Source organism: Variovorax sp. OK605, from assembly GCF_900115445.1.
Lineage (GTDB): Bacteria > Pseudomonadota > Gammaproteobacteria > Burkholderiales > Burkholderiaceae_C > Variovorax.
This window is the reverse complement of sequence record NZ_FOWL01000005.1, coordinates 45,319-70,156: the sequence shown is the minus strand read 5'-3', so window position 1 is coordinate 70,156 and position 24,838 is coordinate 45,319. Positions and strand designations below refer to the sequence as shown.

Here is a 24,838-nt window from a genome sequence, read left to right as displayed (position 1 = left end):
CCCGGCGATACGAATCTGGCCCCTCCGGGCGCGGGTGGGCGGCAGGCGCAAAAAAGCCCGGCTTCACCGGGCTCTTGTTGCGTGGACCGGAGGGCCCGGCGCTCAGTCGACCAGCTTGACCTCGACCCGGCGAGCCTCGGCGTTGTTGCCCGAACCGGCCGTGACTTCAGGCTTCTGCAGGTCGACCTTCGCGGCCGGCACACCCAGGCCCACGAGCACGTCGCGGATCATCTCGGCGCGCTTCTTGGCGAGTTGCTCGTTCACGGCGGGGTCGCCCGTGGTGTCGTGGTAGCCCGAGACCACCGCCTTGCGCCCGCTCTCCACGCCCTTGATGACCGCGGCCAGCGCCTCGGCGGCGCCCGGCGCCAGGTCGGCGCTGCCGGTCGCGAAGTAGAAGTTCACCACGCCATTCACCACGCGAATGCTCGCCCCGTCGGGGATGGTGACCGTCACCGTCTCGGTCACTTCGGCCAATTTGGGCTCCGCACCGGGGGCCGGGGCCGAAATCACCACCGCCGGCTTGGCGGCCGCGGCCTGTGCGGCGGCAGCAGCAGGGTTGTGGCCCTTGTGCCATAGCACGATGCCCACCACGAAGAAGATCACCAGGGCGATCAGCGCCATGACGAATCCGAGGATGAAATTCTGCTGGCTGTCGTCGTCGCTCATCGGGGGTCTTGCTCCGTAGGAAAGAGGGCGGTAAATAATGGTGCGGTGAACCATGATCAGGAAATTGTAGGCGCCGCCCCCGGCACTTCCGTGTCGGACCCCGCGCCGGATCCCGGTCCGCCGGGACTCGACCCCATGCCCACGCCGCTGCGCGATCCGCAACCGATGCTCGAGCGCGCGATCGCCGACTGGGGCGGGCATGAGGACCTCTGGCTCTTCGGCTACGGCTCGCTCATCTGGCGGCCCGAGTTCGACTTCATCGAGCGGCGCCAGGCCTGGGTGCGCGGCTGGCACCGGGCGCTGAAGATGTGGAGCCGCGTGAACCGCGGCAGCGTGCAGGTGCCCGGCCTGGTGTTCGGGCTGCTCTCCGGCGGCAGTTGCCGCGGCATGGTGTTTCGCGTGCCCAAGGCCGACGGCCTGGCCACGCTGCGCCGGCTCTGGCTGCGCGAGATGCCGACCGGCGTGTACGACCCCAAGTGGCTGCGCTGCGGCACGGCCGAAGGCCCGGTGCGCGCGCTGGCCTTCACGCTCTCGCGGCGCAGCCCCAACTTCACCGGCGAACTCACCGACGAGCGCTACCGCCACATCTTCGCCAACGCGGTGGGCCGCTACGGCACCTCGCTCGACTACGCGCGCCAGACGCTGCTCGAGCTGCAGCGCCATTCGATCCACGACGCCGCGCTGGCCCGCCTGGTGGCGCTGAGCGCGGTGCAGGAACAGCAGCGCCAGCAGCAATCCGGGGCCGCCGCCGATTGCGACGCGCCGCGGCCTCCGGTATATGTTCCGGGGTCTGCAGGCAGTTCTGCCGAATCCTCTTCGCAACCCTCCTCTTCATCTTCTTCGCAACCATCGTCCCGGCTCCCGGGACCGTCCAAGGAAAACACATGACCCAACGCCGCCTCGCCGCCACCGGTGCCGCCCTCCTCGCCGCCACCCTCCTCGCCGCCTGCGGCAGCATGGGCGGCAAGCCGAGCACCACCGTCGAGCTGGTGCCGACCGGCGCCATCACGCCCAACCCGACGCGCGGCACGGTGAAGTTCGCCGCCCTCGATCACGGCCTGCGCGTGTCGGGCGAGGTGCGCGGCCTGGTGCCGGGCAGCGAGCACGGTTTCCACATCCACGAGAAGGGCGACTGCGGCAACAACGGCGACGCCTCGGGCGGCCACTTCAACCCCACGGGCGGCACGCACGGCAAGTTCGCCGCGGCGGGCAGCCATGCCGGCGAACTGCCGAGCCTGGTGGCCGACGCCAACGGCGTGGCGCGGTTCAGCGTGGACGACCACTCGATCTCGCTGACAGACGGCGCCGTCAACAACGTGGCGGGCCGCGCGCTGGTGCTGCACCGCGACCGCGACGACTTCACGACGCAGCCCTCGGGCAACTCGGGCCCGCGCATCGCCTGCGCCGTGATCACCAAGCCCTGAGCGGGCACGACAACCAGCTAGGCCGCCGCGCGCGCCAGCCAGAGCGCTTCGGCGCGCGCCAGCGCCTCGGGCGTGTCGATGTCGGTCACCACGCCGGCGTCGTCCACCGCCAGGTCCGCTACTGAATCGATAGCGCGCATCGCACGCAGGACGGGCGATGCACCCAGATTCCCCTCCAAGGTCGCGAGTTGGGCGCCGCACCCCGCGGCAAAGCCCACCGGGTGCCCGCGCTCGCCCTGGAACTGCGGCTGCACCGCATTGACCCGGCCGCCGAGCGCCGCGGCCACCGCGCGCAGCGTGGCGGGCTGCACCAGCGGCAGGTCGCCCGGCAGGATCAGCCAGCCCGCGGCGCCGGATGTGGCGCGCACGGCCGCGGCAATCGAGTCGCCCATGCCCGGGTGACCCGCGTCTTCCAAGTGCCACGGCAGGCCGCTGGCGCGCACCGCGTCGAGCGTGCGCTCGAGCACCGGCCTGCCCGCGAGCAGTGCCTGCAGCTTCGAGCCCGTGCCGCCGGCCGCGATGAAGCGCTCGCCGCGGCCCGAGGCCAGCACGATCACCACCGGCGTCCGCGAGAGGGCCGGCCTGGAGTTCACCTGCGTCGTCATGGGCCGAGTATGTGCGCAACAATCCGGCCATGACTTCCCCTCTCTCCAATGACGCACTGGCCGCGCTGCGCAAGAGCTACGAGCGCGCCGAGCTCGGCGAGGCCCACAGCGCGGGCGATCCGCTGAAGCAGTTCGAACGCTGGCTCACCGAAGCCATCGGCGCGCAGGTGCCCGAGCCCAACGCCATGACGCTGTGCACCGTGGGCAGCGACCTGCGGCCGTCCAGCCGCATCGTGCTCATCAAGGGCTGCGACGCGCGCGGCATCGTCTGGTACACCAACTACGAGAGCCGCAAGGGCCGCGAGCTGTCGGGCAACCCGTACGCGTCGCTGCAGTTCCACTGGGTCGAGCTGGAGCGCGTGGTGCGCATCGAGGGCCGCGTCGAGAAGGCCGGCGCCGACGAGAGCGACGCCTACTTCGCGAGCCGCCCGCTCGACTCGCGCATCGGCGCCTGGGCCAGCCCGCAGAGCGAAGTCATCAGCGGGCGCGACGTGCTCGTGAAGAACGCCGCCGTGTTCGCCGCGAAGCACCTGCTGTCGCCGCCGCGCCCGCCGCACTGGGGTGGCTACCGCCTGGTGCCCGACCGCTGGGAGTTCTGGCAGGGCCGCAAGAGCCGGCTGCACGACCGGCTGCGCTACCGGCTCGAAGGCGCAGGCGAAGGCGGCAGTTGGGTGCGCGAACGCCTCGCGCCCTGAACGCAACGGCAAGGGCCGGGCCGTTCAAGGCAGCCAGCGCACGCACACCATCACCAGCGTGAGCGTGCCCAGCGCGAGCACGGTCGATACCGCGACGCTGGCCGTCACCAGGTCTTCGGCCGTGCGGTAGCGCTGCGAAAAGAGGAACACGTTGGCGCCGATGGGCAGCGCCGCGGCCACCACCATCACCGTGAGCGGAATGCCGCGCACGCCCAGCAGCCAGCCGATGGCGGCCACCAGCAGCGGATGCAGCAGGTTCTTCACCAGCGCCTGCGCCAGCGCGCCGCGCCAGTGCCGCCCGATGGGCGTGAGCGCCAGCGTGATGCCCACCATCACCAGCGCCACCGGACCGAAGGCCTGGCCGAGCAACTGGATGGGCTTGTCGATGACCTCGGGCATGGTCCACCCGGTCTGCGCGAACAGCAGGCCCGCGATGATCGGCAGCGGCACCGGGTGAATGATCGCGTTGCGCAGCGCGCGCAGCACGGTGCGCCCCATCGAGCGCGCCGGCGCGCCGCTGCCGGCCGCATGCTCGCGCGCCACCGCGAGCTCCAGCACCACCGTGGCACTGGTCAGCAGCACCAGCGAGTGCAGCGAGATGAGCGTGAGCAGCACCACCATGCCCGCGTCGCCGTAGGCCAGGTCGACCAGCACGATGCCGATCATCACGGTGTTGCTGTAGGTGTTGGCCAGCGCGATGACGGCCGCCGTGCGGTTGAAGCCGCGCAGCGCCATGGTGGCCGCGAACAGCAGGCCCGAGGCAATGAAGTACGCCGCCACCGGCTTCAGGCTCAGTTCCTGGACGTGCACCGTGCTCATGGCGCGGAACAGCAGCGCGGGCGCGAGCAGCAGGAAAATGAGGTTCGACAGGTCCTTCACCGCGTTGCCGCCGATCCAGCGGCGCCGTCCGGCGAGGTAGCCGGCGGCGATGAGGAGGACGACGGGAAGAAGCGAGGAGATGACGAAGGAATTCACTCGGCGAGGATAGCCGAGGGGTGCGTTCCGTCTTGCGCCTTCCCCTCCCGGGGGAAGGCGGGGATGGGGGCAAGCGGCACGCGCGAAACCGCGGCTTCATCACGGGCCGCTTGCCCCCGCCCCTGCCCTCCCCCGGCGGGGGAGGGAGGAACAAACTCACGCGATCAGAACGTCACCCGCACCCCGACCTTCAGCGTGCGCCCCGGCAGCGGCGCATTCGGGTACACCGTCGTCGTGAGGATCGACGTCGGGCTGTAGGCCAGCTTGTTCGTGATGTTGTCCAGGCGCGCATACCAGGTGAGGTTGGCGCGCTGCACCTTCATGCGGTAGCTGATGGCCGCGTTCCACAACGTGTACGCATCGGTCTCGCGCGCGCCCACGCTCGGAATGCGGTGCTGCGCCGCGTTGTAGTCGAAGCCGAAGCGCGCCGTCCACGGGCCGCTGCCATAGGCCAGCGTCGCGCCCAGGCGCAGCGGCGCGATGCGCGGCAGCGGCTCGCCGGAGTCGAGGTTCTTGGCGCGCACGATGTCGCCGCGCCACTCCAGGTCGAGCGTGTCCGCGTTGGCCATGCGTGCGAAGCCGTCGGCGCCCAGCAGGCGCAGGTTGCCGTTGGCCTCGATGCCGGTGAAGCGCGCGCGCACGCCGCTGTACACGTACTCGGCCAGCGTGCCGGTGGCGCCGGGCTCGGCCACGTTGCCTTCTTCGTCGAGGTTGCGGCCCGACGCCGTGAGGCCGATGTAGTTCTGGAAGCGCGTCACGTAGGCGTTGACGCGGGCCGTGTTCGGACCCGACTTCCACTGCGCGCCCAGGTCGATGCCGGTCGACTTTTCCTTCTTCAGGTTCGGGTCGCCCACCTCCCACGCGGCCGTGGCCACGTGCGGGCCGTTGGCCAGCAGTTCGTAGTCCTTCGGTGCGCGCTCGGTGTAGGCCAGGTTCGAGGTCAGCTGCCATTGCGGCGCGAGGTTGACCAGCGCACCGACGGCCGCGCTGTGCGGGTTGAAGGTGCGCTCGCCGATGGCGAAGCGCGTCACGCTCGGGTCGTCCGGATAGCCCAGCGAGCGGATGCGCACGCGCTCCGTGCGCGCGCCGAAGCTCAGGCGGCCCCACGAGGTGCCCAGCTCTTCATGCAGGAACAGCGCGGTGGAGCGCGTGCGGCTGTGCGGCGCAAAGGCTTCCTCGCCGTCGGCGGCGAAGCGGTTGGTCTCGCTGCTGAAGCCGACCAGGCCTTCGAAGTTGCCGATCTTCTGGTGGCGCGCCTCGATGCGCAGGTCGTTGCTCATGTTCGAGAAGGTGGTGCCGGGCGTGCCGCCCTCGAACTCGGTGTGGCGGTAGTCGGTGTGGCTCAGCTTGGCGTGGATGCTGCTGATGAAGCCGCCCGGACGCCACTCGCCTTCCAGCGCGTAGCGGTCCGACTTCATGCCGATGGTCACGTCGTCCTCGGCCACGGTGCCGTAGGTGCTGCGGTAGGTGCTGACCGAGGCGCCGAGGTAGCCCTGGTCGAAGAACACCGTGCCGCCGATGGCGCCCCCATGCGCCTCGTTGGCCGAGTTGCAGATCTTGCGTGCCGACCACGGCGAGCCGGGCTTGCTGCATTCGAGCGTGATCGGCACCGACACGTCCTTCGAGTCGCGGTTGAAGGCGTCCACGTGCACGGCGATGCGGTCGTTGCCGCCTTCGAGCACCACGCCGCCGTTCTTTTCCTTGTTGCCGGTGGCATAGCCCAGGTCGGCGCGGCCGCCGAAGCCGTTGATGGGCTCGGTCGGGATGCGGTTGTCGATCACGTTGACCACGCCGCCCACGGCGCTGCCGCCGTACTGCAGCGCCGACGGGCCGCGCAGCACCTCGACGCGCTCGGTGACCAGCGCGTCGACCGGCACCGCGTGGTCGTAGCTCAGCGCCGAGGCGTCGGGCGCGCCGCCGCCGTTCTGCAGGATGCGGATGCGGTCGCCGTCCTGGCCGCGGATGATCGGGCGGCTGGCGTTGGGGCCGAAGTAGCTGCTGCTCACGCCGGGCAGGTTGTTGAGCGTTTCGCCGAGGGTGGACTCGGAGTGCAGCAGCAACTTGTCGCCCGACAGCGTGGTGGTGGGCGCGATGAGATCGGAGGCGCCGAGCGGGTTGCCGGTGACGGTGACTTCGCGCAGGCTGGCGGCGTCAGCGGGTTGGGCTTGGGGCTGAACCTGGGCCTGGGACGGAGCCTGGGCCGCGTCCTGGGCCTGGGCCAGGGTCGCGAAGGAGGCGAGCGAAAGAATGGCAGCGCCCACGGCGTTGCGACGGAAATTGGGAGTCATGAAAGGACATTCGTTGAATCAAGGGACGACCGGCCGCCCCCGCGCAAGGCGGGTGCAGCAACCGGCACTCGGGGGGATTCAGCGAATGGAAGGCGGGCCGCGCGCGTCGAACAGCGCGACCCATCGGGCGACGGCTTCGCCCTCGAGAAAAGCGAAGGTGGCCGCCGGCAGCAGCATCGGCAGCACCACCAGCGGCACGCCCGGTGCGCTGGCGCCATGCGCCAACTGGTCGTACAGCCGGCATTCGGCGTCGCTGTGCTCGCCGAACAGGCTGGCCAAGTGGTGGCCGGCATGCTTGTGGGGCACCTGCAACGCATGCTCCGCGGCGGCCGGCAGGCCGGGCACGTGCAGCGAGCGGTGCATCAGCCCCAGCGTGCCGGCGAACCACACCGCGACCATCAGCGCGATGACGAGCGCGCGGGTCGAACGGGTCCGGGATTGACGCAGGGAAAGTTGCACGGGGCTCAAGAGCGCAGGGTCAAGGCGTCGGCGACGGTGAAGACGGCGAGGCGCTGCTGCGGCGGGTTGGAAAAAGGCAAGCCCGATATTGTCGCGGCTTGACGTGGCGAATGCCGGTCACTACATTACTAACCCGCGAGTCATTAACACCATGCCAACGCCCCGTTCCTTCGTCGACAAGATCTGCCCGGTCCGCTCCAAGCGCGAGCGCCGGAAAGAGGCGCGTCCCGGCGAACTGCTGGCCGCCGCGCTCGACCTGTTCGTGGAAAAAGGCTTTGCGGCCACCCGTTCCGAGGAAGTGGCGGTGCGTGCCGGCGTGTCCAAGGGCACGCTGTTCCTCTATTTTCCGAGCAAGGAAGAGCTGTTCAAGGCAGTGGTCATGGAAAGCCTCGGCGGCCGTTTCACCGAGTGGAACGCCGAATTCGAGGCCTTCGAGGGCACCACCGCCGACATGCTGCGCTACTGCATGAACGTGTGGTGGGAACGCGTCGGCATGACCCAGGCCTCGGGCCTGACCAAGCTCATGATGAGCGAGGGCGCCAATTTCCCCGAGCTGGCCGAGTTCTACCGCCGCGAGGTGGTCCGCCCCGGCCACGACCTGCTGCGGCGCATCTTCCAGCGCGGCATCGACAGCGGCGAGTTCGCGCCGATGGACGTCGAGCACGCCATCTATGCGGTGGTGGCGCCCATGGTCTTCCTCATGCTCTGGAAGCATTCGGCCATGGTCTGCGTCGACGGCGTGTCGGCCCTGGAGCCCGAAAAGTACCTCGCGACCCAGGCCGATGTGGTCATCAACGGGCTCACGGCGCGTCCCGGAAGGCCGACTGCGCCGCCGGTGTCACCGGCGCCACCTAAAATTGAAGGTTTGTCCTGAGCCCACTAGGAAAGCCACGCCATGAACCCCACCCCCACCCTCGAGCGCTTGCGCTTCAACATGATCGAACAGCAGATCCGTCCCTGGGATGTGCTGGAGACGGACATCCTCGAACTGCTGGCCCAGATCCATCGCGAGGACTACGTGCCCGACGCGCACCGCACCCTGTCGTTCTTCGACATGGAACTGCCGCTGTTGGACGGCTCCGTGCCCGGCGAATTCATGCTGTCGCCCAAGGTCGAGGCCCGCACGCTGCAGGACCTGCACATCCAGAAGCATGAATCGGTGCTCGAGATCGGCACCGGCTCCGGCTTCATGGCCGCCCTGCTCGGCGCCCGCGCCGCCCAGGTGCTGTCGCTCGAGATCAACCCCGTGCTGGCCGCCCGCGCCGCCGCAACGCTGCGCCAGAACGGCGTGACCAACGTCGAAGTGCGCCACGCCGACGGTGCCGTGCCCCTGGCCAGCGGCCCGAGCTTCGACGTGATCGTGCTCAGCGGTTCGGTCGCTCGCATTCCGCAGAACCTGCTGGGTTCGCTCAAGGTCGGCGGCCGCCTGGCAGCCATCGTGGGCGAAGAGCCGATGATGCGCGCCCACTTCGTCACCCGCACCAGCGAAAGCAAGTGGGACACGATCCAGCCCTGGGACATCGTGGCGCCGCGCCTGCTGAACTTCCCCGAGCCTTCGCGCTTCTCGTTCTGAGCCGGCGGTCCACCGAATGATCGACCAAGTCCGCCCCGCCGACCTTGCCGCCTGGTTCGCCCAGAACGCCGACGCCACGCCCGTGCTGCTCGACGTGCGCGAACCCTGGGAGCTGCAGACCGCGAGCGTCGTGCCCCAGGGCTTCACCCTGGTCGCGATTCCGATGAACGAGATCCCCGGGCGGCTGGCCGAGCTGAATGACGGCCACCGCATCGCATGCCTGTGCCACCACGGCGCGCGCAGCCAGCGCGTGGCCGCCTTCCTGAACCAGAACGGCTTTGCGGAGCTGGCCAATGTGGCCGGCGGCATCGACGCCTGGTCTTCGCACGACCCCACGGTCCCGCGCTACTGATTCTTTCTTCAAGGACGTTCAATGCCTTCCAGGCCCCGGCTTTCGCCTCTTTCCGCAGCGCTCGCAAGCCTCTTCGCAGCACTGCTCGCACTGCCGGCCCAGGGCCAGACACTGAACGAACTCTATGACTCCGCGCGCGGCTTCGACGCCACCTACCAGGGCGCGCGGGCCCAGTACGACGCCAGCGTGGCACGCGCCGCGCAGGCCAAGGCGGGCATCCTGCCGGCCGTCGGCCTCACGGCCGGCGTGACCCGCAGCGACATCGAGATCGACACCCTCACGGGCACCGGCCGCGGCAGCACCACGCCGCGCGACTTCAACACGCAGAACGTGGGCATCAACGCCACGCAGCCGCTGTACCGCCCCGCCAACTGGGCCACCTACGAGCAGGGCAAGCGCCAGGCCGACATCGCGCAGGCGGTGTTCACGGTGGCCGAGCAGGACCTGATCGTGCGCGTGAGCCAGGCGTACTTCGACGTGCTGGCGAGCCAGGACAGCCTGGCGCTGGTGCGCGCGCAGAAAGTGGCCGTGGCCGAGCAGCTGGCCTCGGCCAAGCGCAATTTCGAGGTCGGCACCTCGACCATCACCGACTCGCGCGAGGCGCAGGCCCGCTACGACCTGGTGATCGCGCAGGAAATCGCGGCCGAGAATGACCTGCAGGTCAAGAAGGTGGTGCTCGACCAGCTGGTCGGCCGCCCCGGCAGCGTGCCGGTGCCGCTGGCGGTGCCGGTGGTGCTGCCCACGGCCCTGCCCGCGGACATCAATGCCTGGGTGGCCCAGGCCGACACCGTGCACCCTGCCATCCAGCAGGCGCGCCTGGGCGTCGACGTGGCCGGACTCGAGGTGGAAAAAGCCAAGGCCGGCCACAAGCCCACGCTGGACGCCAACCTGGGCTACAACGTGACGCGCAACCCGACCGGCACCACCACCAGCACGGTGGGCACGCGGGTCAACGCCACCACGGTGGGCGTCGTCTTCAACATGCCGCTGTTCGCAGGCTTCGCCACCGAGAACCGCATCAAGGAAACGCTGGCGCTCGAAGACCAGTCGCGCAGCGTGCTCGAAGGCACGCGCCGCAACGTGGCGCAGGCCACGCGCGCGGCCTACCTCGGGCTGGTGTCGGGCGCGGGCCAGGTAAAGGCGCTGGAAGCGGCCGAATCCTCGAGCCAGAGCGCGCTGGACGCCAACCGCCTGGGCTACCAGGTGGGCGTGCGCATCAACATCGACGTGCTGAACTCGCAGAGCCAGCTGTTCCAGACCAAGCGCGACCTCGCGCAGGCGCGCTACAACGTGCTGCTGGGCAACCTGAAGCTGCGCCAGGCCAACGGCACGCTGACGACCGATGACATGAACGCGATCAACGCGACGCTGGCAAGCAACGGCAGCGTGCCGGCCGTACCGTCGGCCACCGCGCCGGACCGCGGCACCCCGGCACCCCTGGTGCCGGTCGCTCCGCCGAGCATTCCGGTGATTCCGCCGGTGCCGGTGCAGCCGTTCAATCCGCCGGCGCCGACGATGCCGATGGCACCGGTGCCGCCGGTCATCCTGAATCCGCCGGTGCGCTAAGGGGGGGGTTTCTCCCTCCCCTGCCGGGGAGGGCCGGGGTGGGGGCACGACGGCCGTGGCCCCATCACCGCGCTCGTTGGGCGCTGCCCCATCCCTGCCTTCCCCCAGAGGGGGAAGGAGCAAGACTCGAATACGGGCTCAGTCGAGCGTGGGTTCCGCGCGCGGCGGCTCGCTGTCCAGCGGCGCGTTTTCCGTCGCCACCGGCTCCGCGGCCTGCGCGATCGCCAGCACCGCCGACGCCGTGCGTTCGGCCGCGCCGCGGTTCGACGACGAGAACGCCAGCGCGGCCTGCGCCATGGCGGCGCGGCGCTCGGGGTTCTCCACCAGCTTCAGCGCGGCCGTGACGGCCTGCTCCATGCCCTCGACGCGCAACGACGCACCCGCCGCCAGCGACAGCTGCGCGGCCTCGGCGAAATTGAAGGTCGACGGGCCCATCACCACCGGGCAGCCGCAGGCCGCCGGCTCGATCAGGTTCTGCCCGCCCAGCGGCTCGAAGCTGCCGCCGAGCAGCGCCACGTCGGCCAGGCCGTAGTACAGCGCCATCTCGCCCAGCGAATCGCCCAGCCAGATCTCGGCTTCGGCCGGCTGCCCCGCCGCGCTGCGGCGCGCCACGGCAAAGCCTTCGGCCTCGATCAGCGCGGCCACTTCGTCGAAGCGCTGCGGATGGCGCGGCACGATCATCCATTGCACGTCGTGCACGCGCTTGGCAATCGAGCGGATCGCGCCCTGCTCGGGCGGCACGGGTGAGGTGGCGCCGAAGCGCTTGAGCACCTCGAGCAGCAGCCGCTCTTCGCCGTCGCGCGAGCTGGCGAGCACCACCATCGGCTTGGGCAGGCGCTCGCGCAGCGAGGTGGCCGTGGTGAGCTGGCGCGCGTCGGGCGTGGCGTCGAATTTCAGGTTGCCGTACACGCCGGCCACCTTGGCGCCCAGCGACACCAGCCGGTGCGCGTCGGCCTCGGTCTGCGCCCACACGGCGGTCAGCGCCGAATACGCGGGGCGCGCGAGCCAGGCCAGGCGCTCCGCGGCGGCCAGCGATTTCTCGTTGAGCCGCGCATTGGCCAGCACCAGCGGAATGCGGCGCTCGGCGCAGGCGGCGGCCATCACGGGCCAGACCTCGGTTTCCATCAGCACGCCGATGCGCGGCTCGAACTTGTCGAGAAAGCGCGCCACGGCGCCCGGCGTGTCCCACGGCTGCCACACCTGCGTGTCGCCGGGTTCGAGCAGCTTGGCGCCCTCCTCGCGGCCGGTGGCGGTGCCGTGCGTGAGCAAGATCGGCACGCCCGGGTACTGGCGGCGCAGCTCGGCGATCAGGATGGCGGCCGCGCGCGTCTCGCCGAGCGAGACCGCGTGCACCCAGCACTGGGCCTGGCCGGTGATGGCGGCGTCGTAGTGGCCGAAGCGCTCCTCCACGGCCACGCCATAGCCCGGCTCGGCCTCCGCGCGGCGGCGCAGCTTGCGGCGCACGAGCGGTTGCACAGCGGTGGTGAAGACGCCGTAGAGGCGAAGCAGCAGGGAACGCACAGGCTCAGTTCAACGTGGGGGTCAGTGGGCAGCTTCGGCCAGCTTGGCGTCGGGCTTGACGGTGCGCAGCAGGGCGAGCATCTCGGTCTCGATGCGCTTGAGCGCGGCATCGGTCTGGCCTTCGAAGCGCAGCACCAGCACGGGCGTGGTGTTCGACGCGCGGATCAGGCCGAAGCCGTCGGGCCAGTCCACGCGCAGGCCGTCGATGGTCGAGACCACCGCGGGCGCCGCGAAGCTGGCGCCCTTCACCAGCGTGTCGACCACCGCGTGCGGCTCGCCTTCGGCGCAGGCCACGTTCAGTTCGGGCGTCGAGAAGCTGGTGGGCAGCGCGTTGAGCACGTCGCTCGCGTTCGGGCTCTTGCTCAGGATCTCGAGCAGGCGGCAACCCGCGTAGGTGCCGTCGTCGAAGCCGAACCAGCGCTCCTTGAAGAAGATGTGGCCGCTCATCTCGCCGCCCAGCGGCGAATCGATTTCCTTCATCTTCGCCTTGATCAGCGAATGGCCGGTCTTGTAGATCATCGGCTTGCCGCCCGCGGCCTCGATGGCCGGCGCCAGGCGCTGCGAGCACTTCACGTCGTAGACGATGGTGCCGCCCGGCACGCGCGAGAGCACGTCCCGCGCGAAGAGCTGCATCTGGCGGTCGGGGAAGATGTTCTGGCCGTCCTTGGTGACGATGCCCAGGCGGTCGCCGTCGCCGTCGAAGGCCAGGCCCAGCTCGGCGTCGCCGCCGGCCAGCGCGGCCATCAGGTCCTTGAGGTTCTCGGGCTTGCTCGGGTCGGGATGGTGGTTGGGGAAGTTGCCGTCGACCTCGCTGTACAGCTCGGTCACTTCGCAGCCGATGGCGCGGAAGATGGCCGGGGCCGAGGCGCCGGCGATGCCGTTGCCCGAATCGACCACGATCTTCAGCGGGCGCGCCAGCTTGATGTCGCCGGCAATGCGCTTCACGTAGGCGTCGGTCACGTCGACCTTGCGCACGCTGCCGCCGGGGCCGAGCTGGGCGGTGCCGGCTTCCATGGTCTTGCGCAGGCCCTGGATCTCGTCGCCGTAGATCGCGCGGCCGGCCAGCACCATCTTGAAGCCGTTGTAGTCCTTGGGGTTGTGGCTGCCGGTGACCTGGATGCCGCTGGTGCACAGCGTGTGCGCCGCGAAATACAGCATGGGCGTGGTGACCGCGCCCACGTCGATCACCTCGATGCCGGTGGCCACCAGGCCCTTGATCAGCGCCTCGGCCAGCGTGGGGCCCGACAGCCGGCCGTCGCGGCCCACGGCCACCGACTTCTCGCCGGCCGCGCGCGCGGCGCTGCCGAAAGCCCGGCCCAGCGCCTGCGCCACATCGGCATCGAGTGTGGAGGGCACGATGCCGCGGATGTCATAGGCCTTGAAGATCGACGCGCTGAGCTGCATGGAAAGGCGTTTCCCTGTTGGTTTTTCGAACGAGGCATTGTAGGCAACGCTCCGGCAAGGCACATGTCCGAAAACGGCCAGTTGAAACGACTCGAAACCTTATCATTTCCCCATGCCTACCAGCCACAGCCCCACCGAAGCACTCGAGAGCGACGCCTGCTACCTGGCGATGAAGACGCACGACGCGCGCTTCGACGGGTCGTTCTTCACCGCCGTGACCTCCACCGGCATCTATTGCCGCCCGGTCTGCCGGGTCAAGCTGCCGCGGCGCGAGAACTGCCGGTTCTTCCGCCATGCGGCACAGGCCGAGGCCGCGGGCTTTCGCCCCTGCCTGCGCTGCCGGCCCGAACTGGCCCCGCGCGCCACGGGCGCGGCCAACTGGTCGACCGAAGACGCCTCGCGCATCCTCGCGCTGCAGGCCGCGCGGCTGATCGACGAGCCCGACGCCTGGTCGGAAGATGGCCCCGGCGCGGCCCAGATCGCGGCGCGCCTGGGCGTGAGCGACCGCCACCTGCGGCGCATCTTCGAGGTGCAGTTCGGCGTTTCTCCGCTGCAGTACCTGCAGACGCGCCGCCTGCTGGCCGCCAAGCAGCTCATCGCCGACACCCGCCTGCCGATGACGCAGGTGGCGCTGGCCAGCGGCTTTGCGAGCGTGCGCCGCTTCAATGCCGCCTTCCTGGAGCACTACGGCCTGAATCCCAGCGCGTTGCGCCGTGTCGGCGGTGCCACGGCCGAAGGCGGCGAAGGCAAGGCCATCGAGGTGCGGCTGGGCTTTCGCCCGCCCTACGACGCCAACGCCATGCTCGGCTTCTTCGCGCGCCGGGCGCTGCGCGGCGTCGAGGTGGCCTCGACCGCGGACGGCAAGGTGCCCGTGAAGGGCAGCACGCCCACCTATGTGAAGCTGGCCCGCACCCTGCGCGTGCAGCAAGGCGGCCAGGCGCATGCCGGCTGGCTGCAGCTGCGCTTCGACCTCGAACGCGAGCAGGTGCTGCTGTCGGTCAGCGACTCGCTGGCCGCGGTGCTGCCGATCGTCATCAGCCGCGCCCGCGCGCTGTTCGACCTCGACGCCGAGCCCATGGCCATCAACGCCACACTGCACGCGGCCTTTCCGCACGGCGACGGGCTGCGCGTGCCGGGCGCGGTCGACGGCTTCGAGCTCGCGGTGCGCGCGGTGCTGGGCCAGCAGATCACGGTGGCCGCGGCGCGCACGCTGGGCTCGCGGCTGGTCGAGGCCTTCGGCGAGCCGCTGGCCACGCCCATCGACGGGCTCGACCGCCTGTTCCCCACGCCCGCGGCCATTGCCGCGGCCAGCGGCGACGCGCTGGGCCAGCTCGGCATCGTGCGGCAGCGCCAGACCGCGCTGCACGCCATCGCCCGCGAGGTGGCGGCCGGCAAGCTGGCGCTGCATGCGGGCGCCGACGTGCCCGCCACCATCGCCGCGCTGCAGGAGCTGCCCGGCATCGGCGCCTGGACCGCGCAGTACATCGCGATGCGCGCCCTGCGCTGGCCCGACGCCTTTCCGGCGGGCGACGTCGCGCTGCTGAAGGCACTGGGCGTGACCACCGCGCGCGCGGCCAGCGAAGCCTCGCAGGCCTGGCGGCCATGGCGCAGCTACGCGGTGCTGCGGGCCTGGCATGCGCCCAAGGACACGGCCACGGCCAAGGACACGGCCACGGCCACGGATACAGCCGCCACCGGATCTCCCCTCATCACCACGGCAGGCCTCACCGCCTGAAATGTCATGAAGTTCAAGAGCAAAGTCATCTACACCTCGCACATCGACACGCCGCTGGGCGGCATCACGATGGCGGCCACCGACCAGGGGCTGGCCGGCGTCTGGTTCGACCAGCAGCGCCACTGGCCCGACACCGCGGGCTGGATCGCGAAGGACGACCACCCCGCGCTCATGGAAGCGGCCGCGCAGCTGCGCGACTACTTCGCCGGCAAGCGCGACAGCTTCGACATGACGCTCGACCTGTCGCACGGCACGGCGTTCCAGCAGAGCGTGTGGCAGCAGCTGCTGGCCATTCCGGCCGGCGCCACCACCAGCTACGGCGCGCTCAGCGTGAACGTGGGCAACCCGGCCGCGGTGCGCGCGGTGGGCGCGGCCGTGGGGCGCAACCCGATCAGCGTGATCGTGCCCTGCCACCGCGTGCTGGGTGCCGACGGCTCGCTGACCGGTTACGCTGGCGGGCTCGAACGCAAGACCGCCCTGCTCGAACTCGAAAAGGCGCTCTGAGCATCCGCAAGAAGAGCCGAACGCAAGACGCAAAGACGCATGACCACAACGAACAACAACATCGCCGCCAAGCCCACCGCATCCATGGCGCCCACTGCATCCGCCACACCCGCCACAGCGGCCAAGGCCGCCGCACCCGTCGCGCCCTCCGCCTGGCTCATCGACCTGGTGCTGCTGGGTGCGCTGTGGGGCGCGTCTTTCCTCTTCATGCGCATCGGCGCGGCCGAGTTCGGCGCGCTGCCCGCGGCCGCCGTGCGGGTGGCGATTGCCGCGCTGTTCCTGCTGCCCATCGCGCTGCTGCGCGGCCAGGGGCCTTCGCTGGCCAAGCACTGGAAGGCCAGCTTCTCGGTCGGCGTCTTCAATTCGGGCATGCCGTTCGCGCTCTTCTGCTTTGCGCTGCTGACCATCAACACCGGCCTGGCCGCCGTGCTCAACGCCACCACGCCGATGTTCGGCGCGCTGGTGGCCTGGGCCTGGTTCCGCGAGCGCCCGGCCGGCTCGCGCATCTTGGGCCTGGTGATCGGCTTTGCCGGCGTCGCCATGCTCGCCAGCCGCAGCGCCGGCCTGCATGCGGGCGCCAGCGGCCATGCGGCGCTGTGGGCCGTGCTGGCCTGCCTGGGCGCCTGCCTGTGCTACGGCATCTCGGCCAGCGCCGCGCGCGCGCACCTGGGCGGCGTGCCCGCGCTGACCACGGCCACCGGCAGCCAGATCGGCGCCACGCTGTTCCTCGCCATTCCGGCCATCTGGCTGTGGCCCGCGCAGATGCCCAGCATGCGCGCGTGGCTCGCGCTGCTGGCGCTGGGCGTGGCCTGCACGGGCGTGGCCTACATCCTGTTCTTCCGCCTGATCGAGCGCGCCGGCCCGGCGCGCGCGCTCACCGTGACCTTCCTGGTGCCGGTGTTCGCGCTGTTCTACGGCGCGGTGTTCCTCGGCGAGAGCATCACGCAGTGGATGCTGATCTGCGCAGCGGTCATCGTGTGCGGCGTGGCGCTGTCCACCGGCATCGTCAAGTTCAACCTGCCGCGCAGCAAGGCCTCGGCATAAGCGCTTGCACAGCCGTGCGTGGCGGGGCGGCCTAGATGGCGCCCGCCACCACGTTGATGGAAAGCGCGAGCACCAGCATGTTGAACGCGAAGGCCATCACGCTGTGCAGCAGCGTGATGCGCCGCATCTCCTTCGACGTGGCCTGCACGTCGGAGACCTGCGAGGTCATGCCGATCACGTACGAGTAGTAGAGAAAGTCGAAGTAGTCGGGCGCGTCGTTCTTGCCCGGAAAGTCGAGCCCGCCGTCGGGCGCGCCGTCGCGCTGGTCGATGTAGTAGCGGTGCGCGTAGTGGAACGCGTAGATCGAATGCATCATGAGCCACGACCCCGCGAGCGCCACCAGCCCCAGCACCACGTGCGCCGCGCGCTCCCAGCCGCTGAGCAGCTTCACCTGCTGCAGCAGCATGGCGATGGCCACCACGCTGGCGCCTACCACCACCAGCATCGACACCAGGATCACCACGTTGGGCTGGTCCAGCGACTGCGCCCGCGCACGCGTCTGCGCGGCGTCGAAGGTCTCGGCCAGCCACCACGTGAGCACCTGGTACACCAGCACGCCGGCGCACCACCCGGCCAGGGCGCGCGCCATGCCGCTCAGCGGCACCGGCATGAGCGCCGCGGCGGTCGCGACGCCGGCAACGGCACCGTAGAAAAGACGCTGCGGCCCGGTGGTCGTGGAGAGGTGTCTGCGCATGCGGCACTGTAGCGCGCACCGTTGCCACCCGATAGCGCATTCGACCGTCGAAAAAGTCCTACACGCACAACGGCAATCCGCGCATTCGGCGAGCCCGCGCGCGCCCCTATCGTGGTGCCCGCTCGAGAGAGTTTTGAGTTTTGCCCGGAGGCACGAACGCCACGCCAGTGCGCACTGGCGGCGTCCATTCTTCGATCACGTGCCCGCGGCAGTCACCGTCATCCGTCATCTTTCACCCCAGGTCACCAAGGACTTCATTCATGCTGCTACGCAACCGCCCCTTCGACTGGACCGCACGTTTCGGCGCCGTCGGCGCACTGTTCGGCACCGGGTTTCTGCTTGCCGCCACGCCGGCCCTCGCCGACCCCTCGCCCGCGCTCGACCGCTTCAGCTTCTCCGTCGGGGCGTTCAACGCCGACCCCAAGTTCAACGCCTCGGTCAGCACGCCCTACGGCTCGCTGCAGTCGGGCGACATCAAACCGGGCCGCGTGACGATGCCGCGCGTCACCGCCGACGTGCTGCTCGGCGACAGCCAGGGCATCTCGTTCGACTACTACCAGTACAAGCGCGACTACTCGGGCGGCGTGGCCAACAACACCTCGTTCGGCAGCTTCGGCACGCTGAACACCTTCGGCAATGCCACCGTCAACACCAAGCTCGACTTCGCCAAGCTCTCGTACAAGTGGTGGATCGGCTCGGGCAACACCGTGCTCGGCCTGGGCGCCGGTGCGGCCTACTACCGCGCCACGCTCGGCGTGACGGCGCTTGCCTCGGTGAACGGCCAGGTCGGCACGCTCAGCGAAAGCGCCAGCGACAACGCGATCGCGCCGCTGCTCGAAATCGGCGTGCGCCACGCCATCACGCCCGACCTGCGCCTGTTCGCCGACGCCTCCGGCGTGTGGAAGAGCAGTGGCCGCTTCCACGGCAACATCTACAACGCCTCGGCCGGCGTGGAGTGGTTCCCGGTGAAGAACGTGGGCCTGGTGCTGGCGTACGGCGTGACCAACATCGACCTGACGCGCTCGGCGGACTTCGGCGACGCGCGGCTGAAGGTGCGCCTGCAAGGGCCTTCGGCGTTCCTCAAGGCGCGCTTCTGAGCCTTGCCGCGCGCAGACGTTGCGTGTAGCCAGTCTTCGCAAGACGTTGCGTGGCGGCCAGCCTTAGGCTGCGCCCCACCAACGAAGAACGGAGACACCCAGCATGCCTGCAGCCGCCCACGGCCCCGCGCCGTCGCAGTCCGATTCCACCGTCTCCCTCGCTTCGCGAATCTCGCGCATCGCGCTGGGCGACGTGCTCCACCGCAGCGCGCGCCGCTTCGGCGAGCGCACCGCGCTGCTCGAGGGCGAGCACCGCATGTCTTATCGCGAGCTCGACGCCGCCTCGAACCGCTTCGCGCACCACCTGCTGGGCCTCGGCCTGCACGACGGCGCGCGCGTGGGCATGCTGTGCAACAACTCCATCCAGATGGTGGTGGCGATGCTGGGCATCCAGAAGGCGGGCCTGGTGTGGGTGCCGATCAACACCGCGCTGGCGGTCGATGCCATCGGCTACATCCTGGCGCACGCCGAGGTGCGCCACCTGGTGATCGACACCGCGCTGCATGCGCGGCCGGAACTGCGCGCGCTGATTGAGGACAAGGGCATTGCGCCGCTGCTGTGCGTGCTCGACGGCGACACCCCGCCCGGCGGCCTGCCGACCGTGGCGCAGGCCATCTCGCAAGGCCCGGCCACGCTGCCCGACGTGCCCATCGACAGCACCCAGCTCGCGCTCATCATGTACACCAGCGGCACCACCGGCCGCCAGAAGGGCGTGATGCATTCGCATGCCTCGGTGCACTCGGTGCTGCTGAGCAACATGGTCGAATGGGGCAGCAGTCCCGAGCGCGCCGACGTGTGGAGCAGCGTGCTGCCGCTGTTCCATTGCGGCCAGCACACGGTGCTCATGTCGGCGCTCGCGGTGGGCGGCGCGGTGGTCGTCCTGCGCGGCTTCGACCCCGCGGCGGTGCTCGGCGCCATCGAGCGCCACGGGATCAGCGTGATGGTCGGCCTGCCGATGATGTACGGCGCGCTGCTGGTGCACCCGCAGCGCACGGCGCGCGACCTGTCGAGCCTGCGGCTGTGCGTGTATGCGATGGCGCCGATGTCGCGCACGCTGCTGATGCGCCTGCTCGACGAGTTCTGTCCCAGCTTCGCGCTGGTCTCGGGCCAGACCGAGATGTACCCCGGCGCCACCATCTTCGAGGCGCACGAGCAGCGCAGGCGCTTCGGCTCGTACTGGGGCGTGGGCACGCTGGTGAACGAGGTCGCGGTGATGGGCGACGACGGCGACCTGCTCGGCCCCGAGCAGGTCGGCGAGATCGTGTTTCGCGGCCCCAACGTGATGCTCGGCTACTACAAGGACCCGGAGGCCACCGCGCAGGCGCAGCGCTTCGGCTGGCACCACTCGGGCGACCTGGGCAAGCTCGACGGCGACGGGCAGCTCATCTTCCTGGACCGCCTGAAGGACATGGTGAAGTCGGGCGGCGAGAACGTGGCGTCGATCAAGGTCGAAGAGGTGCTGCTGCGCCACCCCGCCGTGCTCAACGCGGCCGTGGTCGGCCTGCCGCACGCGCACTGGGGCGAGGCCATCACGGCCTTCGTGACGCGGCGGCCCGACGCGCCGGCCGACTTCACCGAGGCCGCGCTCACCGCGCATTGCAAGGAGCACCTCGGCGGCTTCGAGGTGCCGAAGAACATCGTCTTCCTGCCCGCGCTGCCCATGACCTCGACCGGCAAGATCCAGAAGTTCGAGCTGCGCAAGGCGCACCAGGACCTGTACCGGTCGGCCTGAATCAGGCGGCCCGGTTCGGCCGGCCGGACTCAGCCGGCCTGATCCGCCAGCAGCGCCGAGCGCACGTCCTTCTTCAGCACCTTGCCCACCTTGGAGCGCGGCAGGTCGAGCCACACCTCGACCTGCTTGGGCGCCTTCACGCTGCCGATGCGCGCCTTCACGAAGGTCTTGATGTCCTCCACGTCGACCTGCCGGCCGGCGTGCAGCTGCAGCACCGCCACCACGCGCTCGCCCCACTTCTCGTCGGGCAGGCCGACCACGGCGCTGTCCTGCACGTCGGGGTGCTGCATCAGCGCCTGCTCCACTTCGGCGGAGTAGACGTTGAAGCCGCCCGAGATGATCATGTCCTTGGCGCGGTCCACGATGTAGAGGAAGCCGTCGGCGTCGAGCCGCCCGATGTCGCCCGTGTGGTGCCAGCCGAAGCGCGAGGCTTCCTCGGTGGCGCGCGGGTCCTTGTAGTAGCCCAGCATCACGAGCGAGCCGCGCACCACGATCTCGCCGCTCTCGCCGGTGGGCAGCAGCTCGCCCTCGGCGTTCATCACGCCCACCTGCACCAGCGCGCCGGGCCGCCCGGCCGACGACAGGCGATGCACGGCCACGCTGCCGTCGGCGTTGAAGTGCTCGCGCGGCGACATCATCGAGATCATCATCGGCGCCTCGGTCTGGCCGAAGAGCTGCGCCATGACGGGGCCGATCTTCTGCAGCGCCTCTTCCAGCCGCGCGGCCGACATGGGCGCCGCGCCGTACCAGAAGCACTGCAGCGAGTCGAGCCGGGTGGCGGCCAGCTGCGGGTGCTGCAGCAGCATGTAGATCAGCGTGGGCGGCAGGAAGGTGTGGGTGATGCGGTGTTCCTCGATCAGCCCGAGGAACTCGCCCAGGTCGGGCTTGGGCATGATCACCACCTGCCCGCCGAGCGCCATCACCGGCAGGCACAGCACGCCGGCCGCATGCGTGAGCGGCGCGAGCGCCAGGTACGCGGGGCGGCCTTCGAAGGGATAGCCCATCAGGGTCAGCGCCGACATCGCCTCGAGGTTGCCGCCCGAGAGCATCACGCCCTTGGGTTGGCCGGTGGTGCCGCCGGTGCCGGCGATCATGGCCACGTCGTCGACCGGCGTCACGTCGAGGGGCGCGTCGCTCTCGCTGGCCAGCCACTGCGCCAGAGAAGGCGCGAACGGCACCTCGCGGTCGAGGCACACGAGCGTCTTCAGCTTGGGCAGGTCCGCGCGCATCTGCTCGACCAGCGGCGCGTAGTTGCTGTGGAAGATGAGGCAGCTGCAGTCGAACGCGTCGAGCACGTAGCGGTTTTCCGCAGCCTCGTTGCGCGGGTTGACCGGGCACCACACCGCCGCGGCGCGCGACAGGCCGAACACGCAGCCGAAGGCGATGGGGTCGTTGCCCGAGAGCACCGCCACCTTGCTGCCCGGCGCGATGCCGCGGCGCTGCAGCGCGCGCGCGACGCGGCAGCTCAGGCGCTGCACGTCGCTGTACGACAGCTGCACCGCCCCCATGCGCAGGCAGGGCGCACCCGGCCCCAGCGAAGCGCCCTTGTCCAGGTAATCGATCAAGCGCATGGCAGCCTCCGCGCTCAGCGATGCACCGTGAGCACCGGCTCCATCACGAGGCCGAAGCTGCGCAGCACGCCCAGCAGCTCGCGGTGGCCGAAAGCCTGGCAGCCCGAGGCCAGCCCCACCTGCCTGGGCGGCTGCTGCAGCAGCGAGTGGGCCGCGTAGGCCTGCAGCAAGCCGGTCTGCTTGTAGTTGCAGTTCCCGAAGATCACGCAGTGCGCGCGGCCCAGCGGACCGGAGGCATGCACCGAATCCACCGACTTGTTGAGGCGCGGGTTCTCACGCGGCGGCATGGTGTTCATCACGCCCGATGCGGTCTTGGCCAGCGCGGCGTAGCGGTCCTCCTCGTTCATGCCCTCGGTGGCCTGCAGCGCGGCGGCCACGATCTGCGGCACGCCCTGCATCAGCGCCTTGTTGAAGACACCGCCGAGCACCTTCACCGTGGCCACGCGCGGATCGCGCTTGAACCACACAGGATGCGAGGTGCCGCCCCAGGGCAGCGCCAGCGCCGCCTCGTGCTGGCCGGGAATCGACAGGTGGTACAGGCCCGCGTCGGGTTGCCATTCCACGTACTCGTTCTGCTCCAGGCAGTAGGCCTTCGACGTGGCCGCGTTGACCAGGATGGTCTGGGTCGAGGCGATGGTCGGGCTGCCGCCCCAGAACACGGCGATGTCCAGCGTGTCCAGCCCGGGCGTCTCCAGGCACAGCTGCGCCGCGATCTCACCGGTGGTGTACATGTGCGCCAGGCCCGGCGAGAGCAGCAGGCCCGCGGCGGCGAACCTGTCGCTCCACGACTGCTCGAGCGTGATGAGCCAGTCCTGCTCGCCCGTGGTGTCGGTGTAGTGGCACCCGGCGGCCAGGCAGGCCTCGACCACCTCGGGACCGAACCTGGAGAAGGGCCCGACCGTGTTGAGCACCACCGATGCGCCGGTGAAGAGCTCGGTGAGCGCCCCCACCGTGTGCGCCACCTCCACCACCTCGTAGTTGGCGGTCTCGATGCCGGGCACGTGGGACTTCATGGCCGCTTCCAGCTTCTGCGCGCTGCGGCCCGCGGCAATGAAGGGAATGTTGTACTCGCGCAGGTACTCGCAGACGAGGCGGCCGGTGTAGCCGGAAGCGCCGTAGACGACGACCGGCTTCTTCTTGCTGGCGCTGGCGCTGGTGCTCTTGCTGGTGCTCATGCTGTGTCTCCTTGATGTTGTGTGCTCACATGCCCATGCCGCCGTCCACCGCCAGGCCCGCGCCGGTGATGAACCGGGCCGCGTCGCTGCAGAGGAAGACCACCACGTCGGCCATGTCGCCGACCTCGCCCAGGCGCCCGAGCGGCGTCTGGCCGACCACGTCGCCCACCGCCGCTTCGACGCTGGGCGCCAGGCCCGCGGCCACGATGTCGTTGGCCAGCTTCATGCCCATGTCGGTGGGCACCAGCCCCGGGTAGATGCAGTTCACGCGCACGCCGTAGCCCAGCTTGCCGGACTCCATGGCCGCCACGCGCGTGGCGCGGTCGACCGCCGACTTGGTGGCGGAATAGCCCGCGATGGCCGGGAACGCGATGGTGGCCGCGACCGACGCGATGTTCACCACCGCCCCGCCGCCGGCCGCGCTGCCGCCGGGGCGCATGGCGCGGAACGCGTGCTTCATGCCGAGCAGCGTGCCGGCCACGTTCACGTCGAGCATGCGGCGCAGGTCGTCGGCGTCGACGTCGATCACCAGCGACGTGATCTCGATGCCTGCGTTGTTCACAAGGATGTCGAAGCCGCCGAGCTCCTTGACCGTGGTCTCTGTGGCGCAGGCCCAGTCGGCGTCCTTCGTGACGTCCAGCGGCACGAAGCCCACCTTCGCACCCGACGCCGACAACCTCGAAGCGGTTTCGCGCCCGAGGTCGGCGAGCACGTCGCCGATCATCACGGAAGCGCCGGCCGCCGCCAGCGCCTCGGCGATGCTCGCGCCGATGCCGCGCGCACCACCCGTCACGAGCGCCTTGCGCCCTTTCAAGTCGAACTTGGCCATCACTTGTCTCCTGTGGATATGGTTGTGAGATGGAAAGGCCATGCTAGAAATGGCCTTGACGTGTGTCAAGTTTTTCTTTGACACACGTCAAGACTTTCTAGAATGCATCGGTGGCACGCCGGATGCGGGTTCTCCCGCTTGCGTGCTATGGTTTCGAATCACGAAGAACACAACGGCCGGCACGCAGCGGCCCGGCTTTCAATGACGACACATCAACGGGTCAAAAAACACGCGCAACGGGTGCCCAAGGCACGCGTCGACAAGTTCTCGGAGCGGCGCGCCGAACTCGGCGAGGCCGCGCTCACCACGCTGGCCGCGCTCGGCTACGCGCGCACCAGCCTTCGCGAGATCGCGCAGAACTCCGAGTTCTCGCACGGCGTGCTGCACTACTACTTCAGCGACAAGGTCGACCTGATCATCTGCAGCGTGAAGCAGTACAAGGCGCGCTGCGTCACGCGCTACGACCACGCGGTGGAAAGCGCCACCACGTACGACGAGCTCATGGAAGGCTTCCTGCAGAGCCTGGGCGACACGCTGCGCGACGAAGGCCACGTGCACCGACTCTGGTACGACCTGCGTTCGCAGGCGCTGTTCGAGGAGGCTTTTCGCGCCGATGTCGTGCAGATCGACAAGAGCCTGGAAAGCATGATCTGGCGCATCATGAGCCGCTTCGCCGAGCTCTCGGGCCGGCCGTCGGGCATGCCGCCATCGGCCACCTACGCGCTGTTCGACGGCCTCTTCCAGCAGGGGCTGCTCAAGCACCTCTCGGGCGACACCCAGGCCGTGCCCGCCATGCAGGCCGATGTGCGCCACGCGATCTCGCACCTGTTCGCCGCGCCTGCGGTATCCGACGTTGCTGCCAACTCGGCGATCTCGGCCCTCCCCGCCAAGGCCCCGGCCCGCAAGCGGGCCGCCTGACGCGAAGGGCC

The 24,838-nt window shown here is 69.8% G+C and carries 24 protein-coding genes; 13 read left to right on the top strand and 11 right to left on the bottom strand.

Annotated elements, in window-relative coordinates:
• Window positions 1–102: 102 nt before the first annotated feature.
• Window positions 103–666, bottom strand: a complete 564-nt coding sequence (locus BM013_RS14580; RefSeq protein WP_093128213.1) for an OmpA family protein — start codon at window positions 664–666, stop codon at window positions 103–105.
• Between the two features lie 135 nt (window positions 667–801).
• Here BM013_RS14580 and BM013_RS14575 point away from each other — a divergent pair, with 135 nt between their 5' ends.
• Window positions 802–1,554 (top strand): gamma-glutamylcyclotransferase, encoded by a 753-nt coding sequence (locus tag BM013_RS14575; RefSeq protein WP_093128211.1) that lies wholly within the window; start codon window positions 802–804, stop codon window positions 1,552–1,554.
• A complete protein-coding gene (locus BM013_RS14570) occupies window positions 1,551–2,090 on the top strand; it encodes a superoxide dismutase family protein (RefSeq protein WP_093128210.1) in 540 nt (179 codons plus the stop codon). The genes BM013_RS14575 and BM013_RS14570 overlap by 4 nt, the downstream gene beginning before the upstream one ends.
• 17 nt (window positions 2,091–2,107) lie before the next feature.
• Here BM013_RS14570 and BM013_RS14565 read toward each other — a convergent pair whose 3' ends face one another.
• Complete coding sequence (locus BM013_RS14565; RefSeq protein WP_093128208.1) at window positions 2,108–2,695, bottom strand: nucleotidyltransferase family protein; 588 nt, start codon at window positions 2,693–2,695, stop codon at window positions 2,108–2,110.
• Window positions 2,696–2,724: 29 nt separating this feature from the next.
• Here BM013_RS14565 and pdxH point away from each other — a divergent pair, with 29 nt between their 5' ends.
• Entirely contained in the window at window positions 2,725–3,390 is a 666-nt protein-coding gene (gene pdxH, locus BM013_RS14560) for a pyridoxamine 5'-phosphate oxidase (RefSeq protein WP_093128714.1), read from the top strand.
• 24 nt (window positions 3,391–3,414) lie between these two features.
• On the opposite strand, the gene BM013_RS14555 is transcribed toward pdxH, so the two are convergent.
• The 3 genes from BM013_RS14555 to BM013_RS14545 all read right to left on the bottom strand — a co-directional run bounded on the left by BM013_RS14555 (window position 3,415) and on the right by BM013_RS14545 (window position 7,112).
• The gene (locus tag BM013_RS14555) at window positions 3,415–4,365 is read right to left on the bottom strand and encodes an AEC family transporter (protein ID WP_093128207.1); all 951 of its coding nucleotides are present in this window, start codon (window positions 4,363–4,365) and stop codon (window positions 3,415–3,417) included.
• 164 nt (window positions 4,366–4,529) lie between these two features.
• Window positions 4,530–6,653: a TonB-dependent receptor gene (locus BM013_RS14550; RefSeq protein ID WP_093128205.1), complete on the bottom strand. Its 2,124-nt coding sequence runs from the start codon at window positions 6,651–6,653 to the stop codon at window positions 4,530–4,532.
• Between the two features lie 78 nt (window positions 6,654–6,731).
• Window positions 6,732–7,112: a hypothetical protein gene (locus BM013_RS14545; protein WP_093128713.1), complete on the bottom strand. Its 381-nt coding sequence runs from the start codon at window positions 7,110–7,112 to the stop codon at window positions 6,732–6,734.
• Between the two features lie 151 nt (window positions 7,113–7,263).
• On the opposite strand from BM013_RS14545, the gene BM013_RS14540 reads away from it, so the two are divergent.
• Genes BM013_RS14540 through BM013_RS14525 form a run of 4 tightly spaced genes read left to right on the top strand, consistent with a single transcriptional unit; the run spans window position 7,264 to window position 10,603 of the window.
• Window positions 7,264–7,986, top strand: coding sequence for a TetR/AcrR family transcriptional regulator (locus BM013_RS14540; RefSeq protein ID WP_093128203.1), 723 nt, complete (start codon window positions 7,264–7,266; stop codon window positions 7,984–7,986).
• 21 nt (window positions 7,987–8,007) lie between these two features.
• Entirely contained in the window at window positions 8,008–8,685 is a 678-nt protein-coding gene (locus BM013_RS14535; protein ID WP_093128201.1) for a protein-L-isoaspartate O-methyltransferase family protein, read from the top strand.
• Window positions 8,686–8,701: 16 nt separating this feature from the next.
• Entirely contained in the window at window positions 8,702–9,037 is a 336-nt protein-coding gene (locus tag BM013_RS14530) for a rhodanese-like domain-containing protein (protein ID WP_093128200.1), read from the top strand.
• Between the two features lie 21 nt (window positions 9,038–9,058).
• Window positions 9,059–10,603: a TolC family outer membrane protein gene (locus BM013_RS14525; RefSeq protein WP_093128198.1), complete on the top strand. Its 1,545-nt coding sequence runs from the start codon at window positions 9,059–9,061 to the stop codon at window positions 10,601–10,603.
• A 138-nt stretch (window positions 10,604–10,741) separates the two neighbouring features.
• Here the strand turns inward: BM013_RS14525 and BM013_RS14520 are convergent, their stop codons facing one another.
• Window positions 10,742–12,124: a 3-deoxy-D-manno-octulosonic acid transferase gene (locus BM013_RS14520; protein ID WP_093128196.1), complete on the bottom strand. Its 1,383-nt coding sequence runs from the start codon at window positions 12,122–12,124 to the stop codon at window positions 10,742–10,744.
• A 21-nt stretch (window positions 12,125–12,145) separates the two neighbouring features.
• A complete protein-coding gene (locus BM013_RS14515) occupies window positions 12,146–13,528 on the bottom strand; it encodes a phosphomannomutase/phosphoglucomutase (RefSeq protein ID WP_093128195.1) in 1,383 nt (460 codons plus the stop codon).
• A gap of 112 nt (window positions 13,529–13,640) precedes the next feature.
• Here BM013_RS14515 and BM013_RS14510 point away from each other — a divergent pair, with 112 nt between their 5' ends.
• Genes BM013_RS14510 through BM013_RS14500 form a run of 3 tightly spaced genes read left to right on the top strand, consistent with a single transcriptional unit; the run spans window position 13,641 to window position 16,811 of the window.
• A complete protein-coding gene (locus BM013_RS14510; RefSeq protein WP_093128193.1) occupies window positions 13,641–15,263 on the top strand; it encodes a DNA-3-methyladenine glycosylase 2 family protein in 1,623 nt (540 codons plus the stop codon).
• A 6-nt stretch (window positions 15,264–15,269) separates the two neighbouring features.
• Window positions 15,270–15,767, top strand: a complete 498-nt coding sequence (locus BM013_RS14505; protein WP_093128191.1) for a methylated-DNA--[protein]-cysteine S-methyltransferase — start codon at window positions 15,270–15,272, stop codon at window positions 15,765–15,767.
• Between the two features lie 39 nt (window positions 15,768–15,806).
• Window positions 15,807–16,811: a DMT family transporter gene (locus BM013_RS14500; RefSeq protein ID WP_371280096.1), complete on the top strand. Its 1,005-nt coding sequence runs from the start codon at window positions 15,807–15,809 to the stop codon at window positions 16,809–16,811.
• 31 nt (window positions 16,812–16,842) lie between these two features.
• Here the strand turns inward: BM013_RS14500 and BM013_RS14495 are convergent, their stop codons facing one another.
• Complete coding sequence (locus tag BM013_RS14495) at window positions 16,843–17,505, bottom strand: DUF1345 domain-containing protein (RefSeq protein ID WP_093128189.1); 663 nt, start codon at window positions 17,503–17,505, stop codon at window positions 16,843–16,845.
• A gap of 260 nt (window positions 17,506–17,765) precedes the next feature.
• Here BM013_RS14495 and BM013_RS14490 point away from each other — a divergent pair, with 260 nt between their 5' ends.
• Together BM013_RS14490 and BM013_RS14485 are read left to right on the top strand one after the other, a co-directional pair.
• The gene (locus BM013_RS14490) at window positions 17,766–18,602 is read left to right on the top strand and encodes a hypothetical protein (protein WP_093128187.1); all 837 of its coding nucleotides are present in this window, start codon (window positions 17,766–17,768) and stop codon (window positions 18,600–18,602) included.
• Between the two features lie 103 nt (window positions 18,603–18,705).
• Complete coding sequence (locus tag BM013_RS14485) at window positions 18,706–20,334, top strand: class I adenylate-forming enzyme family protein (protein WP_093128185.1); 1,629 nt, start codon at window positions 18,706–18,708, stop codon at window positions 20,332–20,334.
• A gap of 29 nt (window positions 20,335–20,363) precedes the next feature.
• On the opposite strand, the gene BM013_RS14480 is transcribed toward BM013_RS14485, so the two are convergent.
• The 3 genes from BM013_RS14480 to BM013_RS14470 are packed head-to-tail and all read right to left on the bottom strand — an operon-like array spanning window position 20,364 to window position 23,909.
• Complete coding sequence (locus BM013_RS14480) at window positions 20,364–21,905, bottom strand: AMP-binding protein (protein WP_093128183.1); 1,542 nt, start codon at window positions 21,903–21,905, stop codon at window positions 20,364–20,366.
• Between the two features lie 14 nt (window positions 21,906–21,919).
• Window positions 21,920–23,080, bottom strand: coding sequence for a DUF5938 domain-containing protein (locus tag BM013_RS14475; RefSeq protein ID WP_093128182.1), 1,161 nt, complete (start codon window positions 23,078–23,080; stop codon window positions 21,920–21,922).
• A 25-nt stretch (window positions 23,081–23,105) separates the two neighbouring features.
• Window positions 23,106–23,909, bottom strand: coding sequence for an SDR family NAD(P)-dependent oxidoreductase (locus BM013_RS14470; RefSeq protein WP_093128180.1), 804 nt, complete (start codon window positions 23,907–23,909; stop codon window positions 23,106–23,108).
• Between the two features lie 201 nt (window positions 23,910–24,110).
• Here BM013_RS14470 and BM013_RS14465 point away from each other — a divergent pair, with 201 nt between their 5' ends.
• Window positions 24,111–24,827 (top strand): TetR/AcrR family transcriptional regulator, encoded by a 717-nt coding sequence (locus BM013_RS14465; RefSeq protein WP_093128178.1) that lies wholly within the window; start codon window positions 24,111–24,113, stop codon window positions 24,825–24,827.
• Window positions 24,828–24,838 lie beyond the last annotated feature (11 nt).

Excerpts from the sequence above, each read along its gene's own strand:
- BM013_RS14525 (WP_093128198.1), top strand. The coding sequence starts at position 9,059 with ATGCCTTCCAGGCCCCGGCTTTCGCCTCTTTCCGCAGCGCTCGCAAGC.
- BM013_RS14535 (WP_093128201.1), top strand. The coding sequence starts at position 8,008 with ATGAACCCCACCCCCACCCTCGAGCGCTTGCGCTTCAACATGATCGAA.
- BM013_RS14500 (WP_371280096.1), top strand. The coding sequence starts at position 15,807 with ATGACCACAACGAACAACAACATCGCCGCCAAGCCCACCGCATCCATG.
- BM013_RS14580 (WP_093128213.1), bottom strand. The coding sequence starts at position 666 with ATGAGCGACGACGACAGCCAGCAGAATTTCATCCTCGGATTCGTCATG.
- BM013_RS14485 (WP_093128185.1), top strand. The coding sequence starts at position 18,706 with ATGCCTGCAGCCGCCCACGGCCCCGCGCCGTCGCAGTCCGATTCCACC.
- BM013_RS14570 (WP_093128210.1), top strand. The coding sequence starts at position 1,551 with ATGACCCAACGCCGCCTCGCCGCCACCGGTGCCGCCCTCCTCGCCGCC.
- BM013_RS14530 (WP_093128200.1), top strand. The coding sequence starts at position 8,702 with ATGATCGACCAAGTCCGCCCCGCCGACCTTGCCGCCTGGTTCGCCCAG.
- pdxH (WP_093128714.1), top strand. The coding sequence starts at position 2,725 with ATGACTTCCCCTCTCTCCAATGACGCACTGGCCGCGCTGCGCAAGAGC.
- BM013_RS14480 (WP_093128183.1), bottom strand. The coding sequence starts at position 21,905 with ATGCGCTTGATCGATTACCTGGACAAGGGCGCTTCGCTGGGGCCGGGT.
- BM013_RS14515 (WP_093128195.1), bottom strand. The coding sequence starts at position 13,528 with ATGCAGCTCAGCGCGTCGATCTTCAAGGCCTATGACATCCGCGGCATC.
- BM013_RS14505 (WP_093128191.1), top strand. The coding sequence starts at position 15,270 with ATGAAGTTCAAGAGCAAAGTCATCTACACCTCGCACATCGACACGCCG.
- BM013_RS14565 (WP_093128208.1), bottom strand. The coding sequence starts at position 2,695 with ATGACGACGCAGGTGAACTCCAGGCCGGCCCTCTCGCGGACGCCGGTG.
- BM013_RS14470 (WP_093128180.1), bottom strand. The coding sequence starts at position 23,909 with ATGGCCAAGTTCGACTTGAAAGGGCGCAAGGCGCTCGTGACGGGTGGT.
- BM013_RS14475 (WP_093128182.1), bottom strand. The coding sequence starts at position 23,080 with ATGAGCACCAGCAAGAGCACCAGCGCCAGCGCCAGCAAGAAGAAGCCG.
- BM013_RS14510 (WP_093128193.1), top strand. The coding sequence starts at position 13,641 with ATGCCTACCAGCCACAGCCCCACCGAAGCACTCGAGAGCGACGCCTGC.
- BM013_RS14540 (WP_093128203.1), top strand. The coding sequence starts at position 7,264 with ATGCCAACGCCCCGTTCCTTCGTCGACAAGATCTGCCCGGTCCGCTCC.
- BM013_RS14465 (WP_093128178.1), top strand. The coding sequence starts at position 24,111 with ATGACGACACATCAACGGGTCAAAAAACACGCGCAACGGGTGCCCAAG.
- BM013_RS14495 (WP_093128189.1), bottom strand. The coding sequence starts at position 17,505 with ATGCGCAGACACCTCTCCACGACCACCGGGCCGCAGCGTCTTTTCTAC.
- BM013_RS14490 (WP_093128187.1), top strand. The coding sequence starts at position 17,766 with ATGCTGCTACGCAACCGCCCCTTCGACTGGACCGCACGTTTCGGCGCC.
- BM013_RS14550 (WP_093128205.1), bottom strand. The coding sequence starts at position 6,653 with ATGACTCCCAATTTCCGTCGCAACGCCGTGGGCGCTGCCATTCTTTCG.
- BM013_RS14575 (WP_093128211.1), top strand. The coding sequence starts at position 802 with ATGCCCACGCCGCTGCGCGATCCGCAACCGATGCTCGAGCGCGCGATC.